The 17,575-nt window shown below is 68.2% G+C and carries 16 protein-coding genes; 5 read left to right on the forward strand and 11 right to left on the reverse strand.

Features of this window, described 5'->3' with window-relative positions:
• Window positions 1-107: 107 nt before the first annotated feature.
• From J2853_RS00400 to J2853_RS00425, 6 genes are all read right to left on the reverse strand, one after another.
• Window positions 108-869, reverse strand: coding sequence for an ABC transporter permease (locus J2853_RS00400; RefSeq protein WP_307553712.1), 762 nt, complete (start codon window positions 867-869; stop codon window positions 108-110).
• Window positions 866-1,687 carry an ABC transporter ATP-binding protein gene (locus tag J2853_RS00405; RefSeq protein ID WP_307553714.1) on the reverse strand — a complete coding sequence of 274 codons (822 nt, stop codon included), beginning with the start codon at window positions 1,685-1,687 and terminating at the stop codon, window positions 866-868. The genes J2853_RS00400 and J2853_RS00405 overlap by 4 nt, the downstream gene beginning before the upstream one ends.
• Window positions 1,687-2,100, reverse strand: a complete 414-nt coding sequence (locus tag J2853_RS00410) for a DUF1048 domain-containing protein (RefSeq protein WP_307553717.1) — start codon at window positions 2,098-2,100, stop codon at window positions 1,687-1,689. Before J2853_RS00410 ends, J2853_RS00405 begins: the two co-directional genes overlap by 1 nt.
• A gap of 2 nt (window positions 2,101-2,102) precedes the next feature.
• Window positions 2,103-2,432, reverse strand: coding sequence for a PadR family transcriptional regulator (locus tag J2853_RS00415; RefSeq protein ID WP_307553719.1), 330 nt, complete (start codon window positions 2,430-2,432; stop codon window positions 2,103-2,105).
• A 463-nt stretch (window positions 2,433-2,895) separates the two neighbouring features.
• Window positions 2,896-3,537 carry a TetR/AcrR family transcriptional regulator gene (locus J2853_RS00420; RefSeq protein ID WP_307553721.1) on the reverse strand — a complete coding sequence of 214 codons (642 nt, stop codon included), beginning with the start codon at window positions 3,535-3,537 and terminating at the stop codon, window positions 2,896-2,898.
• A 96-nt stretch (window positions 3,538-3,633) separates the two neighbouring features.
• Window positions 3,634-4,461: a LysR family transcriptional regulator gene (locus J2853_RS00425; RefSeq protein ID WP_307553723.1), complete on the reverse strand. Its 828-nt coding sequence runs from the start codon at window positions 4,459-4,461 to the stop codon at window positions 3,634-3,636.
• Between the two features lie 82 nt (window positions 4,462-4,543).
• Here J2853_RS00425 and J2853_RS00430 point away from each other — a divergent pair, with 82 nt between their 5' ends.
• Entirely contained in the window at window positions 4,544-5,857 is a 1,314-nt protein-coding gene (locus tag J2853_RS00430) for an MFS transporter (RefSeq protein WP_307553725.1), read from the forward strand.
• Here the strand turns inward: J2853_RS00430 and J2853_RS00435 are convergent.
• Both J2853_RS00435 and J2853_RS00440 read right to left on the reverse strand, forming a co-directional pair.
• A complete protein-coding gene (locus tag J2853_RS00435; protein WP_307553727.1) occupies window positions 5,821-6,552 on the reverse strand; it encodes a pyridoxamine 5'-phosphate oxidase family protein in 732 nt (243 codons plus the stop codon). The two genes, J2853_RS00430 and J2853_RS00435, sit on opposite strands and share 37 nt — an antisense overlap.
• 820 nt (window positions 6,553-7,372) lie before the next feature.
• The gene (locus J2853_RS00440) at window positions 7,373-7,525 is read right to left on the reverse strand and encodes a carboxymuconolactone decarboxylase family protein (protein ID WP_307553729.1); all 153 of its coding nucleotides are present in this window, start codon (window positions 7,523-7,525) and stop codon (window positions 7,373-7,375) included.
• Between the two features lie 423 nt (window positions 7,526-7,948).
• Between J2853_RS00440 and J2853_RS00445 the strand changes: the two genes are divergently transcribed.
• The 4 genes from J2853_RS00445 to J2853_RS00460 all read left to right on the forward strand — a co-directional run bounded on the left by J2853_RS00445 (window position 7,949) and on the right by J2853_RS00460 (window position 13,994).
• On the forward strand, window positions 7,949-11,491 hold the full coding sequence (locus J2853_RS00445; protein ID WP_307553732.1) for a serine/threonine-protein kinase: 3,543 nt from the start codon (window positions 7,949-7,951) through the stop codon (window positions 11,489-11,491).
• 80 nt (window positions 11,492-11,571) lie between these two features.
• A complete protein-coding gene (locus J2853_RS00450; RefSeq protein ID WP_307553734.1) occupies window positions 11,572-11,829 on the forward strand; it encodes a metallothionein in 258 nt (85 codons plus the stop codon).
• Window positions 11,830-11,896: 67 nt separating this feature from the next.
• On the forward strand, window positions 11,897-13,300 hold the full coding sequence (gene sthA / locus J2853_RS00455) for a Si-specific NAD(P)(+) transhydrogenase (RefSeq protein ID WP_307553736.1): 1,404 nt from the start codon (window positions 11,897-11,899) through the stop codon (window positions 13,298-13,300).
• A gap of 202 nt (window positions 13,301-13,502) precedes the next feature.
• Window positions 13,503-13,994 carry a hypothetical protein gene (locus tag J2853_RS00460; protein ID WP_307553737.1) on the forward strand — a complete coding sequence of 164 codons (492 nt, stop codon included), beginning with the start codon at window positions 13,503-13,505 and terminating at the stop codon, window positions 13,992-13,994.
• Window positions 13,995-14,114: 120 nt separating this feature from the next.
• On the opposite strand, the gene J2853_RS00465 is transcribed toward J2853_RS00460, so the two are convergent.
• From J2853_RS00465 to J2853_RS00475, 3 genes are all read right to left on the reverse strand, one after another.
• Window positions 14,115-14,264, reverse strand: a complete 150-nt coding sequence (locus J2853_RS00465; protein WP_307553739.1) for a hypothetical protein — start codon at window positions 14,262-14,264, stop codon at window positions 14,115-14,117.
• 326 nt (window positions 14,265-14,590) lie between these two features.
• On the reverse strand, window positions 14,591-16,621 hold the full coding sequence (locus tag J2853_RS00470; RefSeq protein WP_307568541.1) for a tetratricopeptide repeat protein: 2,031 nt from the start codon (window positions 16,619-16,621) through the stop codon (window positions 14,591-14,593).
• A 771-nt stretch (window positions 16,622-17,392) separates the two neighbouring features.
• Window positions 17,393-17,563 (reverse strand): hypothetical protein, encoded by a 171-nt coding sequence (locus J2853_RS00475; protein WP_307553741.1) that lies wholly within the window; start codon window positions 17,561-17,563, stop codon window positions 17,393-17,395.
• Window positions 17,564-17,575 lie beyond the last annotated feature (12 nt).

Genomic DNA, 17,575 nt, shown 5'->3' on the forward strand with positions numbered 1-17,575 from the left:
CGCGGTTTGAGAGCCGTGTCGCGTCCAGGATTCCGGCCGGTCGCAGGACGTGCGTTCAGGCAGGTGATCAGCGCTGATCCGGATCAGGACGGACCCGGTCGACAGCCCTAGGAGATCTTGCGGCGGTAGGTGTTCATGGCGAAGGCGTAGGCGACGATGAGGATGCCGACGCACCAGGCCAGGGCGATCCAGACGTCGGTGCCGACCGGCTGCTGGGTGAACAGGTCGCGGATGGCGTTGACGATGGAGGTCACCGGCTGGTACTCGGCGAAGGCGCGCACCGGGCCGGGCATGGTGTCGGTGGGCACGAAGGCCGAGCTGAGGAACGGCAGGAAGATGAGCGGGTAGGAGAACGCGCTCGCGCCTTCCACGGACTTCGCCGTAAGACCGGGGATGACGGCGATCCACGTCAGCGCCAGGGTGAACAGGATCAGGATGCCGGCGACCGCGAGCCACGCCTGCACCGGCGCCGACGAGCGAAAACCCATGAGCAGGGCGACGAGCACGACGACCACGAGCGAGATCAGATTGGCGATCAGTGAGGTCAGCACGTGCGCCCACAGCACGGACGAGCGCGCGGTCGGCATGGACTGGAAGCGCTCGAAGATGCCGCTCGTCATATCGGTGAAGAGCCGGAAGGCCGTGTAGGCGATGCCCGAGGCGACCGTGATGAGCAGGATGCCGGGCAGCATGTAGTTCACATACGAATCCGACCCGGTTTTGATCGCGCCGCCGAACACGTAGACGAACATCAGCATCATGGCGATCGGCATGATCGCGGTCGTGATGATGGTGTCCGGGCTGCGGCTGATGTGGCGCAGGGATCGTCCCAGCAGGACGGTGGTGTCGCCGAAGAAATGCTTGCTCATCGTCGTTCCTTACTCGTCTGTGCCGATGCTGCGGTCATTGCCGGCGTCGCGTCCTTGCCGTCGGCGCCGACGAGGGTGAGGAAGACGTCTTCGAGGGTCGGCTGCTTTTCGACGTATTCGACCTTGGCGGGCGGGAGCAGTTGCTTGAGCTCGTCCAGGGTGCCGTTGACGATGATGCGGCCCTGGTGCAGGATCGCGATCCGGTCGGCGAGGTGTTCGGCCTCGTCCAGATACTGCGTGGTGAGCAGCACCGTCGTACCTTGCTCGGCGAGTTCCTTGACGGTCTGCCACACCTCGATGCGCGCCTGGGGGTCGAGCCCGGTCGTCGGCTCGTCGAGGAAGATGATCGACGGGTCGCCGATGAGACTCATGGCGATGTCGAGGCGGCGGCGCATGCCCCCCGAATACGTCGAGGCCCTCCGCGCGCCGGCGTCGGTCAGCGAGAACCGATCGAGCAGGTCATCGGCGACCTTGCCTGGATTCTTGAGGTGCCGCAGCCGGGCGACCAGCACGAGGTTCTCCCGCCCGGTGAGGATCTCGTCGACGGCGGCGAACTGTCCGGTGAGGCTGATGGACTCGCGTACGTCGGCGGCCCGCGTCGCGACATCGAAGCCGTTGACGCCGGCGGTCCCCGCGTCGGCCTTGAGCAGCGTGGACAGGATTCTCACGACCGTGGTCTTGCCCGCCCCGTTCGAGCCGAGCAGGGCGAAGATGCTGCCCCGCGCCACCTCGAAGTCCACGCCGCGCAGTACCTCCAGCTTCCCGTACGACTTCTGCAGACCTCGTACCTGAATCGCCTGGGCTTGCTGTGCCGTCATCAGACGGTCCTCTCTTCTTTTCCGGTGTCTTCGCCGGCGGCGCGCTCGATGGCGTCGGCCAGCCGTTCCCGCTCCCGGCTGATCCACCGCCCCACCGGGTAGTTCTGAAGGAACGCCTCGGCGAACTCCACGGGGTCTTCCCCGACGACTTCGCGGATCGAGGTTCCGCTCGCCGCGCTCTGCTCGAACAGATCGGCGAGGTCCTCGTACATCGAGGCCGCCTCGCCGCCGTCCCCTGGCCCGAAGTGCATCAGGTACCGCTCCAGCGCTTCGACCGCCGTGCGATAGCTCTCGGGAAGCTTTTTGACGCGCGCCTTGTACTGCCGCCAGCGCCTCTTGTCCTCCAGTGGCCCGGTGACCACTTCCAGGTACTGCCGGTAGCGGCTCTTCGGCTCGTTCGACTCTGTGTCCATGTCTACTTGTCTCTTTCGCGGAGCTGTTCGAGCCGTTCTGCGAGGAAGCTCCAGTTCCTCCAGAACTCTTCGAGATACTCACGTCCCTGAGCGTTCAGGGAGTACACCTTGCGTGGCGGCCCTTTCTCGGACGGGACCTTCTCCACGTCGACGAGACCGTGCCGCTCGATCCTGACGAGCAGCGCGTAGACGGTGCCCTCGGCGATGTCGGAGAAGCCCCGATCCCGCAGCCACGCCGTGATCTCGTAGCCGTGGGCGAACCGGCCGGACAGGATCGCCAGGACGATGCCCTCCAGCGTTCCCTTGAGCATCTCCGTCGTCTGCTTGCCCATGGGACACCCCCCTTTCAGCTACTCGGTTCTGCTAGGTACCAGTAGAAAGTAACACTGACTACCAGTACATAGCAACACCGAATAGCTGAGATGTGACCCGGGACCGCACACGCGTGATCTGATCACCGCTCGTGGGCGAGCCCGCCGCCACTCCCCTCAGGGGAGGACGAGTCGCGTCAGCCCGCCGGAGATCCCGATCCTCGGCGTCGCCGTCGCGGACGCGGCGGGAGCACCGGCGGCCGCGGGTGCCGCAATCGCTGAACGGTCCATGGAGTCCACCGTCGCCGACCGCTCTGATACCGGGCCGTCGCCGTGCTGACGCGGCCGCTGACACGACACCGCATCAGACCTGATCGCCCCGCCGGCCGCAGCGCCACCCGGCGGACCGCCGACGGCCTCGTACGCGGTGGTCACGGACCCGGCCTCAGGGGAAAGGCGCGACCGCGCCGGGGGTCTCCGGGGCTTACCCGGCGGTCCAGCGCCGGGTGATCTCCTCGGCGTCGGGCGCCGGGCCGGGCAGGGGCTCCGCCGAGGTCAGGTGCATGGCGTCGAGGATCAGGGCCAGGTATCGGCGCCTGATCTGGGAGGTTCTGGTCTCGTCGCCGAGGTGGACGGCGGAGAGTTGATCAAAGATCATCGCCATGTCGGCGACGTTCAGGCCGGGACGGAGCACGCCGGCGTTCCTCGCGCGATCGAAGACCCGTGTGGCGAGTTCGGACGCATGGGCGGAGTCGCGGTAGAGGTCCTCGGTGGGCGTGAAGGTCCCGGCCAGGTTGATCGTCAGGGAGTGGACGTCGGCGTCCACGACGCGGCGCATGAACGCGGTGAAGGCGGTCCACGGGTCGCCCTCGTCGGCCAGAGCCGCCTCGGCCTCGGCGATGTAGCGCTTCAGGCCGTCCGCGCAGAGTTTGCGGAGCAGGTCCTCCTTGCCGGCGTAACGGCGGTAGAGGGCGCTGATGCCGACTCCGGCACGTTCGGCGACGGCCGAGACCGGTGCGCCGGGGTCGGCGACGAAGACCGCGCGCGCGGCCTCCAGGATCACCTGGTCGTTACGAGCCGCCTGGGCCTTCCGGCCGTTCATGGGCGCCGGGGGCGTTGCCTTCATCCCTTCAATCTATCTTCGGAACGTAAGGTTCCGTTCTGGATGAGGGAAACTCCTGGAATCCGGAGACCCGCCCGATCCGGAAACGGGACCGTCCGTTCAGGAGCTCATGGCGTAGAGCAGGTCGCGCAGGCCCTCCTCGCGGCCGTTGAGCCAGACCATGCGCAGGGCCAGGGCCGGCGCCTCCGGCTCCAGCGGGATCAGAGTGCCGGCCGCCAGGTCCTCGGCGATCGCGAAGTCGGGGAGCAGGGCCATGCCCAGCCCCTGCTTGGCCCACTCCCTGACGGTGACGACGCCGGGCAACTCCCGCCGCCTGACGTCGAGGCCGAACATCCGGTCGGAGGCCATCCGGATCGAGCAGGCGGGCTCGGTCACCAGCAGGGTGTCGGCGTGCCCGGTGGGGGCCGCGACCAGCACCAGCCGGACCTCTCCCACATCGAGGAAGTCCAGTTCGGGCGGTGGGACGAAACCGAGGCCGCCGATCTGGACCCCGGAGTCGAGCAACAGCCCGGCGTCGAGGGAGCCCCGTGCGATCTCGGCGAGCAGCAGTTGCCTGGAGAGCGCGGTGACGTCGAGGTCGATGTCGGGACGGGACTCGGCCAGGCGCCGGATGATGCCGGGCAGCCGGGTCGCGGCGAGCATCTCCAGCGCGCCCACCCGGACCTCGCGGCGCTGCCCGGTGACCGCCAGCCGCACCGCCTCCGCGTGGTCGAGCAGACCGCGGGCCTCGGCGAGCAGGGTCCGTCCCGGCCCGGTGAGCCGCATGCCCCGGGGAGTGCGCTCGAAGAGCGTCACCCCGAGGGAGCTCTCCAGCCGGCGGATCTGTTCCGACGTCGAGGCCGGTGCCAGGCCCAGCTGGTTCGCGGCTTCGGTGATCGTGCCCGCCCCGGCGACCGCGACAAAACCCCGCAATTGCCTCAGATCCATGTCGTCAGCATACGGTTTTCCCGAACGCCCCCTGAGGCTGCGTCTGTTGAGATGAAATGTCCGATTCCGCAGAGTTGCCGGCATGCTCGCGACACCATCCTTCCGGCGGCTCGCCGGAATCTCCCTCGCCTACTTTCTCGTCCTCCTCGACACCACGGTGCTCACCGTCGCCCTGCCCGACCTGCGCGCCTCCCTCGGCGGAACGTTCGCCGACCAGCAGTGGGCCGTCAACGGCTACACGGTCGCGTTCGCCGCGTCGCTCCTGACCGGCGGGGCGGTGTCCGACAGGTATGGCGCGGCCCGGGTGTTCCGGCTGGGTGTCACCGGGTTCGGGGTGATCTCCCTGATGTGCGCTCTGGCGCCCGGCATGGGAATCCTCATCGCCCTGCGCGCGCTGCTGGGCCTGGCGGGGGCGCTCTGCCTGGGAAGCTCCCTCGGGCTGATCGCCCAGCTCCATACGGATCCCGCCGGCAGAGCGCGGGCCATGGGGGTGTGGGCGGCGCTTACCGGCACCGCGCTCGCGGCCGGTCCGCTGCTCGGCGGGCTGCTCGTGGAGTCGTACGGCTGGCGCGCGATCTTCCTCGTCAATCCGCCGCTCGCCGTGCTGAGCCTCATCGCCGTCCGAGGTCTGGTCTCGGCCATGGGGGCGGGCAGGATCGACTGGGGCGTGCAGGTCGTGGCCTGCGCCTTCCTCGGTCTACTGGCTGCGGCGATCACCGGCTTCTCCGTCCCTGCCGCCTCGCTCGCCCTCGTGGCGCTCGCCGTACTGGTCTGGCTGCAGCGGCGTGCTCCCGAGCCCGTGCTGCCGGGCGGATCGCTCCGTGCCTCCTGGCCGGGCCTGCTCACCGGCGGGGTGGTGAACTTCGCCTTCTCGGGAGCGCTCTTCGTGATCACACTGCTTCTTCAGGGAGAGCGGGGGTTCACGCCGCTGGAGGCGGGGCTGGCATTCCTGCCCCTGACCGTCCCGATGACCTTCAACGCGCTGCTCACCGGCCGTCTCGTCGCCCGCTACGGCCCGGGTCCCTCGATCCTGGCCGGCCTCGCCCTGCTGTCCGCGGGCCTGACGGCGGCCCCCTCGGCAATCGGAATGATCATGGTGGGCCTCGGCCTGTCGTGCTGCCTGCCCGCCCTGGTCGCGGACGTCGTGTCGACGGCTCCCGCCGGTACGGCGGGCACGGCGGGCGGCCTGCTCAACGCGGTGCGGCAGGTGGGCGCGGTCCTCGGAGTGGCGGTCATGGGAGTCGTCGCCCACGGCACGGCCGACGGCACCTCCCGCGCGCTGCTCCTCGCCGCGGTCCTCACGGCCCTCACCCTGGTGGTCCGGTGCGGTACACACTGGGCCGGGCGCCGAGCCGCAGGTCAGGACAGCCGCGTGCCCGTGCGCCCGCCGATGTGATCGGGGGGCGTGGCTCCTTCGGGGAGCAGGGGATCGGGGATCGGGGCCAGCCAGGTGGTGGCGAGCGGCAGTACGCCCGCCCAGAGCCCCAGCGCGGCGTCGGGCCCCTCTCCGTCGTCGGGCGGGCCCGAGCTCACCTTGACCGACGCCTCCGCCAGGGAGATCGCAAGGATGGTCGTCGCCGCCAGTTCCTTACGGCTGGGCCGCCTGGCGTAGTCCCACTGCCCCGGGGCGGAGTGCTCGGTCAGGATCCGCAGCGCGGCCAGCTTCTCCTCGCCCTCCAGCCTCCGGGGCACCCCGTAGACCATGGCGGACCGGTAGTTGACACCGTGCTCGAACACCGATCTGGCGAGGACGAGGCCGTCCACATGGGTGACCGTCACACAGACCACGCTCGGCCCGGCCGACGGACCCGGCCTCGCGTCGGCATCCCCGTCAGGGCTCCCGGATCCGGCCCGTGCCCCTGATGACTCTCGCCCGGTCAGGCTCCGGCTGGCGGACGACCCGTGGACGTAGAGGTGGCCGGCGTCGAAGCCGTAGACCGTGGGAACCACCATCGGCACACCTTCGGAGATCACCCCGAGGTGGCAGACGAACCCGGCACGCAGTACCTCGTACAGGGCCGCGCGATCGGTCCGGCCCTTCTCTCGGAGGCGGCGGTGCCTGGTGCGCTCCGTTGCCGATAATTCGCTCACGGATGGACATTCAACCAGACGTCGGCGACGGGCTCCCGGGAACGGATCCTCAAGACGGGCTCGCCGGGAGCCGGACCGGTGAATCGGGGTGAGACGTCGAATTCGCTGAACGTTAATTTTGACGACATATTTGCGGAAGGCCCGCAAAAAAGCTTCGGAAGCCGGCAGCCGGGACGACGGCTTTGACGGGGGGCTCGCGAAAGACCCGCAAGATGGCGGCAGGGCTGCGAAAAAGAGTCCGGGAAGCCGGCGGAAGGTCCGCGACGGACCCGCGAAAAGGCCCTGGAAACAGAGAAAGACCCGTCCGGGACGGGTCTTTCGCGGGCTGGGGTCAAGCGGCGGGGGTGGGACCGCTCGTGCGTGGGAAGCGCAGGACGTTTCGTCCGGTGTAGGCACGAAGGTCGACGACCTTCGTGTCACCGGACGTTCTGCGGCGTGTCGCGGAACGGATGTCCCGGATCTTGAGCCGTGCGACATATGGTGGCACGACCACAAGTCTCTTCATTGAGCCCCCCGGCGTGATGGTTCTGTTATAAGAGATGTTTACAGATCGTGGCATAAGACTGTCGTAAAGACAAAGGTCAGTACGGAAGCCGACGACCTGACGGAGAGCGTAGGTCCAGGCTGGAAGTGCGGATGGGACGGCGCCGGCCCCGCCGGGTGATTCTGGTGCGTCGCATGGTCTGCCCCCTTTTCCTTGGACTCACCGTGCTCCACGTCGCGTGGTGTCCGGTCGACGGCCGCCTGCGGGGCCGGTCCGGTCGGACGGGCTCGCACGGATGCCCATGCGAGCCAACCTAGTCCGCCACCGCCGCTGGGATCAACCGTTTTGGTTACGGAAAGATTCAGGATCCATACGTGTGGTGACGGCGATCCGGTTCCACGCGTTGATCGTCGAGATCGTCATCACCAGCGCGGCCGGCGCCTCCGGCTCGTAGTGGGCCTCGGCCTCGTCCCGCACCTCGTCCGGCACCGTCTCCCGCGGTCGCCGAGCCGGGTGACCTCCTCGGCCAGGGCGAGGGCGGCCCGCTCGGCGTCGGTGAAGAACCAGGGCCGGCATGGCCTGGTAGGCCCCAGGGGCGAGTTCCGCCACATTCATCCCTGCCCGGCGTGAGCCGGGATATCGGGGGCCACCGGCCGGCCGGCGACACCCCGATCTCCGAACGGTCCGCCCCGCCCGGCCGGAACCAGGCATCCTGTACCACGTCCCCGGCCTCGTCGAGGCCGCCGAACGGCAGGTGGACCACCCCCGTCTGCCGCAGCCGGACGGGGCCGAGTCCGGCCAGACCTTCATCACCGTTCACGTAGGGAGGACGAGACATGTCCCACGTGTGTGACATCCGGCGAACCACCTCGTTTCCCGGAGCGTCCGACATGTCGCCGAACGGAGCGTGAGGTGAAGTCCGGGCTGATGGACGGAGACCCTCAGCGGCTGGGCGGCTACTGGCTGGCCGGGCGGCTGGGCGCGGGCGGCCGGGGCGTGGTCTACGAGGCGTACGACGCCGAGGGCAGGCGCGTCGCGGTCAGGGTGCTGCCCGATGACGCGGGCACCGACCCCGAACTGCGCGGCCGGTTCGGACGCGAGGCCGCCGCGGCCCGTCGCGTCGCCCCCTTCTGCGCGGCGGGCGTGCTCGACGCGGACCTCGACGGGCCCAGGCCGTACATCGTCTCCGAATACGTGGAGGGGCCGACCCTGCGCGGGGCCGTCGCGGAGGGGCGCCGCTTCACCGGGGGCGACCTGCACCGTCTCGCGACCGCGGTCGCCACCGCGCTGACCGCCGTCCACGAGGCCGGGATCGCCCACCGTGATCTCAAACCGGACGACGTGCTCCTCGGTCCCGACGGTCCCCGGGTGATCGACTTCGGTGTCGCCCGTACGGCGGACCTGTCGCCGACCGCGACCGGCATGGCGGCGGGCATCCCGACCTACCTGGCTCCCGAGATCTTCACGGGCCGGGGCGCGGGCACGTCCGCCGACGTGTTCGCCTGGGGCGGGATCATGGTCTTCGCCGCCACCGGGGCGGACCCGTTCCGGGTGGAGAGCGTGGGCGGCGTCACGGACCGGGTGCTCTCCGTGCGACCCCAGCTGGACATGCTGCCCGAGCACCTCCGGCCGTTCGTCGCCGCCTCGCTCGCCAGGGACCCCGAGGCCAGGCCGTCGGCCAGGGATCTGCTGCTCGCCCTGGTCGGCGGGGACGGCGGCCTCGGCACCCCGGAGCTGCTCGCGGCGGGCCGCGAGGCCGGGGCCCCGCTCCGGGCCCCCGTCGCCGACCCCGCGCTCGGCACCCTCGCCGAGGAGGTCTACGCCGGGCTCGGCCCGGCCGAGCGGGAACTCGCCCCCGAGGTGTTCCTCCGGCTCGTCACCGTGACGGACGACGGCCGGTTGATCGTACGGCGGGCGTGGCGGGCCGAGTTCCTCGACGGGCGAGCCGAGAGCGAGGCCGCCGCCGTCCGGCGGCTGCTGCGGGCGTTCGCCCCCTTCCTCAGCCACGACGACCAGGAGATCTGGCTGTCGCGGCCCGCACTGCCGCAGGCCTGGCCGAGACTGCGCATGTGGGTCCGGGCCAACCGGGACGGCCTGGTCGTGCACCGGGGGATCCTCACCGCCGCGCGGCGCTGGCAGACCCAGGGCCGCGCGGACGGAGACCTGTTGCGGGGCGGCGGCCTGGAGAGCGCGACGCACTGGGCGGCCACCGGCCGCCGCGCCATCACGCTCAGCCTGGTCGAGCGCGACTTCCTGAAGGCGGGCGCCGCCCTCGCCGGGCGCCGTGCCCGCCGGAGCCGGCTGCTGTCCGTCACCCTGGCCGTGCTACTGGTGATCGCGCTGGCCGCCGGGACGCTCGCCGTACGGCAGGGCATGGCGGCCGACGCCCGCAGCGCCGTCCTCGCGTCCCAGCGCGACAGCGCGGAGGCCCGCCGGCTCGCCACCACGGCCGACACGCTACGGGTCGCCGATCCGGTCAGGGCCATGCTGCTCAGCGTGGCCGCCTGGCGGCTGGCCCCGGTGATCGAGGCCAGGGCGAGCCTGTCCGGCTCGCTGGCCCAGTGGGAGACGGCCACGTTCCATGATCCGGCCACCTCGATCCGGACGCTCAGGGCGCTGAGCGGCGACGGGCGGACGCTCGTCAGCGCGGGGGAGGGCGAGGCGCGGATCTGGGACGTGCGGACCGGCAGGCGCACCGGCGGGTTCGGGGGGATCGGGGAGGACCTGCGGGCGCTCGCGCTGAGCCCGAGCGGCAGGCTGCTCGCGGTGATCAACGGTCTGGAGCTGACGGTCTGGGACGTGGTGACCGGCGGTCCGACCGGCGTGGCCCTCACCGTCCGGGGGCGTTTCGACGGCGGGGACACCGGGGTGTTCTTCGGGCAGGCCGAGAACCGGCTCGTGGTCGTCCGGGACCGGGGGCTCACGGTCGTGGATCTCACCACGGGGAGGACGACGTCCCCGCCCGGTTTCGGGAGCGTCGACGTCTCTCCCGACGGGAACAGGCTGGTGGCCGGCGGCGTCGACGGCCTGCCGACGGTCTGGACGCTGGACCGGACGGCGGGCCTCCCGCTGGGCGGCGGGTGCGACGGCTGCGCGCCGGATGTGGCCTACAGCCCGGACGGCAGGACCGTCGCGGTCGCCCGGAACAAGGACATCGAGCTGCGAGACGCGTTCACCGGAGCGAGGCTGGACCCCCTGTTCGAGGAAGGCGACGGCGGCGATCTGGCCTTCAGCCCCGACGGGCGCTTCCTGAGCGCCGCGGACGAGACGAGCCTCAAGCTCTGGCGGGTCCGGGACGGACGGCTGCTGCTGACCCGGAGGATCGACGCGTTCTCGCCCGTCGTGGCCTTCGACCCGGACGGGCGCACGCTCCGCCATCTCACGGAAGGCTCGGTGACGGCTTTCGACATCACCGCGCTGACCAGGCCCGTCACGCTGAAAGGGCCCGTGACCACCTGGGCGGAGCTGGCCCCCGGCGGGCGGCTGCTCGCCTCCAGGGAGACGGAGACGAGCGAGGTCGTGCTCCGGGACGTACGGCGGCGCACGCGTGTCGCCGCTCTGGAGGCCGGCCCCGTACGGGACGACGGCCACCTTGAGATGGCCTTCAGCGGAGACGGCAGGCGGCTGGCGATCCAGACGGGCGGACGGAGTCCCCGGCTGACGGTCTGGGACACCGTCACCTTCAGGCGGATCGCCGCCGTCGCCATCAGGCGCGACGCGCGGGCTCTCGCCGTGGCGATCAACACCGACGGTTCCGCCGTGGCCTCCTACGCGAATCACCAGGATGCCCGGCGACCGCTCCCGGGGAGGGGGAAGATCCGGGTATGGGACGTACCCAGCGGGCGTCTGCGCTGGTCACGGCCTCAGGAATCCGTCGCCGGTCAGGTGTTCAGCCCGAACGGCAAGGCTCTCGCGCCCGTCGGGGGAGATCAACGGCTGCTGGACACGGTGACGGGGAAGCCGTTCGGCGACGCGTACGGCTCGCGAGGGACCGGTAGCCCGATGATCTCGCTGGCCTTCAGCCGGGACGGTGCCCGCTTCGCCACCGCCGACCGGGCCGGACGGATCTCGGTCTGGGAGACGGCGACCAGGAGGCGGGTGGGCGTCCTGATCAGAGGCGGCGCGGGCGCGGGGGCCGGGCTGGTCCACTCGCCCCGTGGCGACGTGATCGCCGCCGGGGCCGGTGAGCGGGCGGTCGCGCTGTGGGACATCGCGACCGGGCGCCGCCTCGGCCAGCCGATCACGGTGGGGACCGGCGACCTCCGGTCGCTGGCGTTCGCCGAGGACGGGTCCCGGCTGATCATGATCGACGTCGACGGCGTCCTGACCGAGCATCCGGTCGACCCGGAGCTGGCGGCGCGTGCGGTCTGCGCGCGGGCGGGCCGTACCCTGTCGCGCGAGGAGTGGAGCGCCTATCTGAACGGTGTGCCCTATCGCAATGTCTGTCCCCTTTGATCGCGATAAGGATGCCTGTCTGATCGGAGGATGCCTGGGTAGACCTACACGGAAGATGCCGTGAGTTTTCGGGGGGAAACATGGCGCAGTGTGAAGTCTGTGGCAATGACTATGACATGAGCTTCGAGGTGCACGCCCAGGGAGCGGTGCACGTTTTCGACAGCTTCGAGTGTGCGATCCATCGGATGGCGCCCGTGTGCGAGCACTGCGGGGTCCGGATCGCCGGGCACGGGGTCGAGGCCGACCGGCGCTGGTTCTGCTGCGCGCACTGCGCCCGCGCGGAGGGCGCGAACGCGATCGTGGACCGCAGCGGGATTCCGGCGCAACAAGGGATGTAGGAGACGGTCTCCGCGGAGATCCCAGGGAGTCTGGTCGTGGACGCCTCTGGCATCCAGACTGATTCTCATGTGGGATTTTGATGTCCTTGTCTTGGGCTCCGGGCCGGGTGGGCAGAAAGCCGCGATCGCCGCGGCGAAACTCGAGCGGCGCGTCGCGCTGGTCGAGCGACGTAACATGATCGGTGGCGTCTGCATCAACACCGGCACCATCCCCTCCAAGACGCTGCGCGAGGCGGTCATCCACCTGACCGGCCTCAACCAGCGGGGGATGTACGGGCAGAGTTACCGGGTGAAGGACGAGATCACCGCAGCCGACCTGGGAATCCGCACCCAGCACGTGATCGGCCGCGAGGTGGATGTGATCCGCAGCCAGCTGTCCCGCAACCACGTGGCGGTGCTGAACGGGCTGGGGCAGTTCGTCGACCCTCACACCATGGCCGTCGTCGACGAGAACGGCCACGAGGTGAAGGTCACCGCCGAAAAGATCATCATTGCCACCGGCACCCGGCCCGCCCGCCCCGAGACCGTGGAGTTCGACGACAATACGATCATCGACTCCGACGGCATCCTGCAGCTGCAGCACGTGCCCGACTCGATGGTGGTCGTCGGAGCCGGGGTGATCGGCATCGAGTACGCCTCGATGTTCGCCGCCCTGGGCACCAAGGTGACCGTGGTGGAGCGCCGCGAGCGGATGCTCGACTTCTGTGACCTGGAGATCGTCGAGGCCCTGAAGTATCACCTGCGAGACCTGGCGGTGACCTTCCGCTTCGGCGAGACCGTCGCCGCGGTGGAGCGCCGCTCCCGCGGGGCGCTGACGGTGCTGGAGAGCGGCAAGAGGATTCCCGCCGAGACGGTGATGTACTCGGCCGGACGCCACGGCGTGACCGACAAACTCGCCCTGGAGCGCGCGGGCCTGGCCGCCGACGACCGCGGGCGCATCGATGTGGACGAGCACTACCGCACCTCCGTGCCGCACATCTACGCGGTCGGCGACGTCATCGGCTTCCCCTCCCTGGCCGCCACCTCCATGGAACAGGGCCGCATCGCCGCCCACCACGCCTGCGGCGAACCCCTGCGCGGCATTCACCACCTGCAGCCGATCGGCATCTACACCATCCCCGAGATCAGCTTCATCGGCCGCACCGAGGACGAGCTCACCCAGTCCCACGTCCCCTTCGAGGTGGGCATCTCCCGCTACCGCGAACTCGCCCGCGGCCAGATCATCGGCGACACCTACGGGATGCTGAAACTCCTGGTCTCCCCCGAGAGCCGGGCCCTGCTCGGTGTGCACGTCTTCGGGACCGGCGCCACCGAGCTGCTGCACATCGGCCAGGCCGTCATGGGCTGTGGCGGCACCATCGACTACCTGGTCGACGCCGTCTTCAACTACCCCACCCTGGCCGAGTCCTACAAGGTCGCCGCTCTGGACGCCATGAACAAACTCCGCCGCGTCGCGCGCTTCGAGCTGTGACCGTTCCCGGCGCCCGCTCGGCCTCCGGCGCGTCTAACACGCTCGTCCTTCGCCGGCCGCCGAAGGATCCGGAACCTACGGTGTGGGAACCGCCCCGGGGGCCGGCCGCCGGCTTCCTTCCGGCATTCCGATGCCCGGTGGCCTGACCGGGATGGCCGCGCGGTGTTCTGAAATGTTCTGAGACGCTCTGAGACAGAGGCCGATGATGACCGATGAGTCCCCGATCACCGATGACCGCGACCCCGCACAGGTCGTGACCGCGATGGTCGATCACTTCCTCCGCCTGGCAGCCACCTGGACCGCCTGGGACGGCCGCCCGCTGCAGTCCGGGGATCGGATCTACACCCCGCACAAGGCGGTCCGGCGGGTGAGCGACCATCTCCTCGACCACCTTTCCGAGCTGGAGGCACGGCTGGCCGGACACGAGGCCATTCCCGATCACTGGCATGCTTCGATGATCACCACCCCCGCCGACCTCGCCCCTTTCACCGAGCACGACCTGGACGAGGCCCGCAGCCGCATCACCCGGCTCGCCCAGCTCTGGGTGGACCGGCTGAACGCGCTCACGCCCGAGCAGCTTGACCGTTCACCGGGCCAGGGCTGGACTTTCCGCCAGCTCGCCTTCCACATGTCCGGATCGTCCTACTACGCCGACGCCGTGGGTGATCTTCGCCCGGCGGCGACCGTCCGCTGAGCGCCGTCGGCGGAGATTACCCGGGGCCGGGAGTCCACGGGAACGACGCGCCCGGGGGTGATCATCGGTCCGGGGCCGCCCGTCCCGTCGCCGTACGGCTGTGAACGCCGGTCCGGGGCGTCACGCCGACTCCCGAAGGAGGCCCTCCGCCTGCTGCCGCAGGTGCGGCGGGAGTTCGGGGGCGGTCGCGTCGAGTGCCTGGGAGGCGAAACTCGCCGACTTGCCCGGCCGGCCCAGCAGGGCGTTGATGCGGGCGGCGCGGTGGAGCACCGGGCCGTTCCGGCCTCTCCCTCGGAGGCCGCGACCTCCCTGAAGATCTCGGTGGTCTCGGCCTGCACCCAGGCCTCCTCGAAACGCGACGCGCGCACCGCCTCCTCGGACGGTGCGCAGGTCGTTGGCCAGGAGTCCGGCGGCACCGGGCGTGAAGAACCTGTCCGTGTGATCGAGCGGAAGGTTCGCGGCCTCCGGCGCCGTCTCACGGGTGAGCGGCGAGGAGGGGTTTCCATGCTCTCATGGGCGACGACGAAATAGAGCAGTCGTTTGCCTCGCCTCGAACGTGGTGTATCGACCCAGCTCACGGGCCGTATGGCGGCCGGCTATTCCCCTTCCAGAGAAACAAGGCCTTCATGGACTTTCGCCGCTAGCGGATGCCCAGGCGGGAGATTGGCCCGCACTGCGGACTGCACTGTTCGCAACTCCCTTCGGGCGTCGTCCGGATGCCCCATCGAACGGAGCGCTTGCGACAGTAGGTAACGGCTCTCCAATATCGCCGGATGCCCCTTGCGTAGAATCGCGCTTCTCGCCTCAAGCACGGACGTTAACTCCGCTCGCGCCGTCTCAAAGTCTTCCAAATTCATCAGGGCCTGGGCTCGCAGGCTTCGGATGGACAGGGTCAGGAGACTGCGGTTGTGATCATGCTCAGCGTCTCCCGCATTGAGCAGCGCCTCACATATCTGAAAACATTGCTCCGCTTCCCCCTGTTTTAAAATTATTTTTGCCACCAACGCTCCGGTTTTCAGTGTGTCTATATGATTAACGCCGAGAATCGACTGGCGACTTTCCCATATTCGCTGCCCGAGTTGGAGGGCTTCGGACAGCGACCCCTGTTCTCCTAGGACTCGCACCAGCTCATAGCTCGTGGTTAAGGTCTCTGGGTGATTAAATTCAAAGAGCCGTTCCCTGGCGGCGGCAACTGACCGATACTCCTGTTCGGCTTTCCTTAGCTCGCCGTGGAAGGAAAGTATGGCGGCACGCTCATGATAGATCCACAGCATGCCGGCCTCTACGATGTCTGATCTTCCGGTCGCGATGCCCCTGATGGCGACGTTGACAACTTGCAGTCCCGCATCATAGTGGCCGGAATAAACCAGTGACGATGCTACGAATGAGGACGCACGCGCGAGACGTGCCGCATCCTCATCCGTAAGATGTGCACCGAGGTTGGCAAGGCACGACGTGATATGCGGCAGGATCTCCAGCCACCTGGACAGGTGTTCCGGATTTTCCGGATCAAGGACCTGTGTAGCCCGCACAATCAGGTCCACCGTGACGGAAACCACCGTCGCGGACTCCTCACCGTCTCCGAGGTAAAGGCGGTTGGCCTCTGCGACAAGTGGATGGATCGTGAGGGATATATCATCCGCCATCCCTGAGTCGATGATCTCGACGAGACCCACCTTCGCGAGCACGTCGAACCCTTCTGGCACGGCCTGCTCGTTATCGCCACAGACCTTCGCCAGAATATTTCCCTGAAGAAACCATTTCGGAATTGGGATTGCACCTGCGAAGCAGGAAAGGATTCGCAGTATCGGGCGCGCCTGCTTGACTCCCTGATCGCCGAGGATGTCCAGCGAGGATTCCCAGGTCGTCGCCAAGCCTCTCACTCTATTGTTTACAAGTGCGGTGGGGTCTTCACGCACGGCATTCAGATATCCGGAAAACCTTCGATGGGTAGACCACGGGGAAGCTAAGAACGCACCCGCATGGTGGAGAGCCAGTGGGAGAAATCCCAGGGTGTCGGCCAGGGCCTTCGCCTCGTCGTACGAGCCGGCCTGTGGCGCGATATGCTGCAGCAGCAGAGCGGAATTATGTGGATCTAGCGGTTCTACATGGTGGAGCTTGGAGAGCGAACCCCATTGAGTCGCATCACCAAGGCGGCTGGTTATCAGGATGGCACCCGACCGCGACGGGCGCAGCCATCCACTCCCGCTTCCAGCCTCCCTTCCCTCCACGGTCAAGGTTCTGATGTCGTCGACGTTATCCAGGATCAGCAGCCACTTCTTCTCACGTTCAAGATAACTCCAGAGCAGGTCGGCAGGGTTCAGCCCGCCGGCTAAGGACTGCCGAACCTGCTCTTCCGGCGCGCCCAATGATTTGGCGAGCTCAAGCATTGAGACGGTGACCTCGGATGCGGAAGACGCGGAGATCCACCAGACGCGGTTCCCGCGGTCCAGAGACTCTCGGGCGAATTTGAGAGAGATGGCGGTTTTTCCCACGCCACCGAGCCCCCACAGCACGTGCGTGTTCCCGTCAGGGCGGTTGACGGCTTTCCGCAGTTTCCGAATCAGATTATCTCTGTCCGTAAAGGACAGTGGAAGGTATCCTAAAGGGGGGCGTAGTATGCTCATCGCCGCGAAATTCGACGCACCCTCCCGTTCTGGCGGCCGGTCGTCTTTGCTCTTGGTTCGGTTACTTGGCCGAGCGGTGAATTGCAGCACCGCGACTACGACCGCAAGCACGCCAGCGAGTGATCCAACTATCGTCCAGATGAGTCCTGAATCCACAACCCCAGAGTAGAGATCGTAGTCATCTCCTCACAAGAAGATGATTTAGAATGGTGCTATTTACTCACCCCGACCTGAGCGATGCGGACCGATCGTCGCATCAGGCGCTGAGTCGCTCAAAGATGCCGTCGCGCTGCCGGTGGGCGAAGTAGCTCATAGGCCGTGGCCTGAGGTGGGTAGTCGAGGGGAAGGCGGCGCCGGGGAATGCTGGTGCGATCGGCGTACGGGATGGTGCGCAGGTCGTGCTCAGGTTGGCGGCCGCTGTCCAGGTTTTTCCTCGGCGTTCGGCGCGCCAGGCTCTCAGCACGGGTTCGGTGAACTTCCAGCGCACGTCGGACAGGTCGCCGGGCACGGTCGCGGCTCGGTTATATCCCCGACATATCGCGCGGTGCGCCGCCGCTCGACACCGTGAAGGCATCCGTTGCCGGTGGGTAAGGGCAGAGAGCCAGATCATGAATGAGACAGGATTTTCCGTTATGAGACCGGTGCTTGCTGACCGGGTAACTGAACACGACGGCTCAGATATCTACCGAAAGTCCTACGAAAGCGGCAGTCGTTCGAAGAAGCGAACTAGGTGATACTTCGCAGATAGGGGAAAATTTCCTCTAGGTTGGATTATAGAGATAACTGAAATTCCGCTGTGGGGTCGGAGTCCGCTTCCTCGACAAATCGTTGCAGTACGAGCACCAGGTGGGAGGGCTCACCGAGCTCGCCAATCTGACTCAGACTGAGCCCGGTCACGTCGACCAGACCGGTGCCGAACTCTCCGGTGGTTTCCCCATGCATGCGGACTCCTTG

It is taken from the genome of Streptosporangium lutulentum (assembly GCF_030811455.1).
Classification (GTDB): domain Bacteria; phylum Actinomycetota; class Actinomycetes; order Streptosporangiales; family Streptosporangiaceae; genus Streptosporangium; species Streptosporangium lutulentum.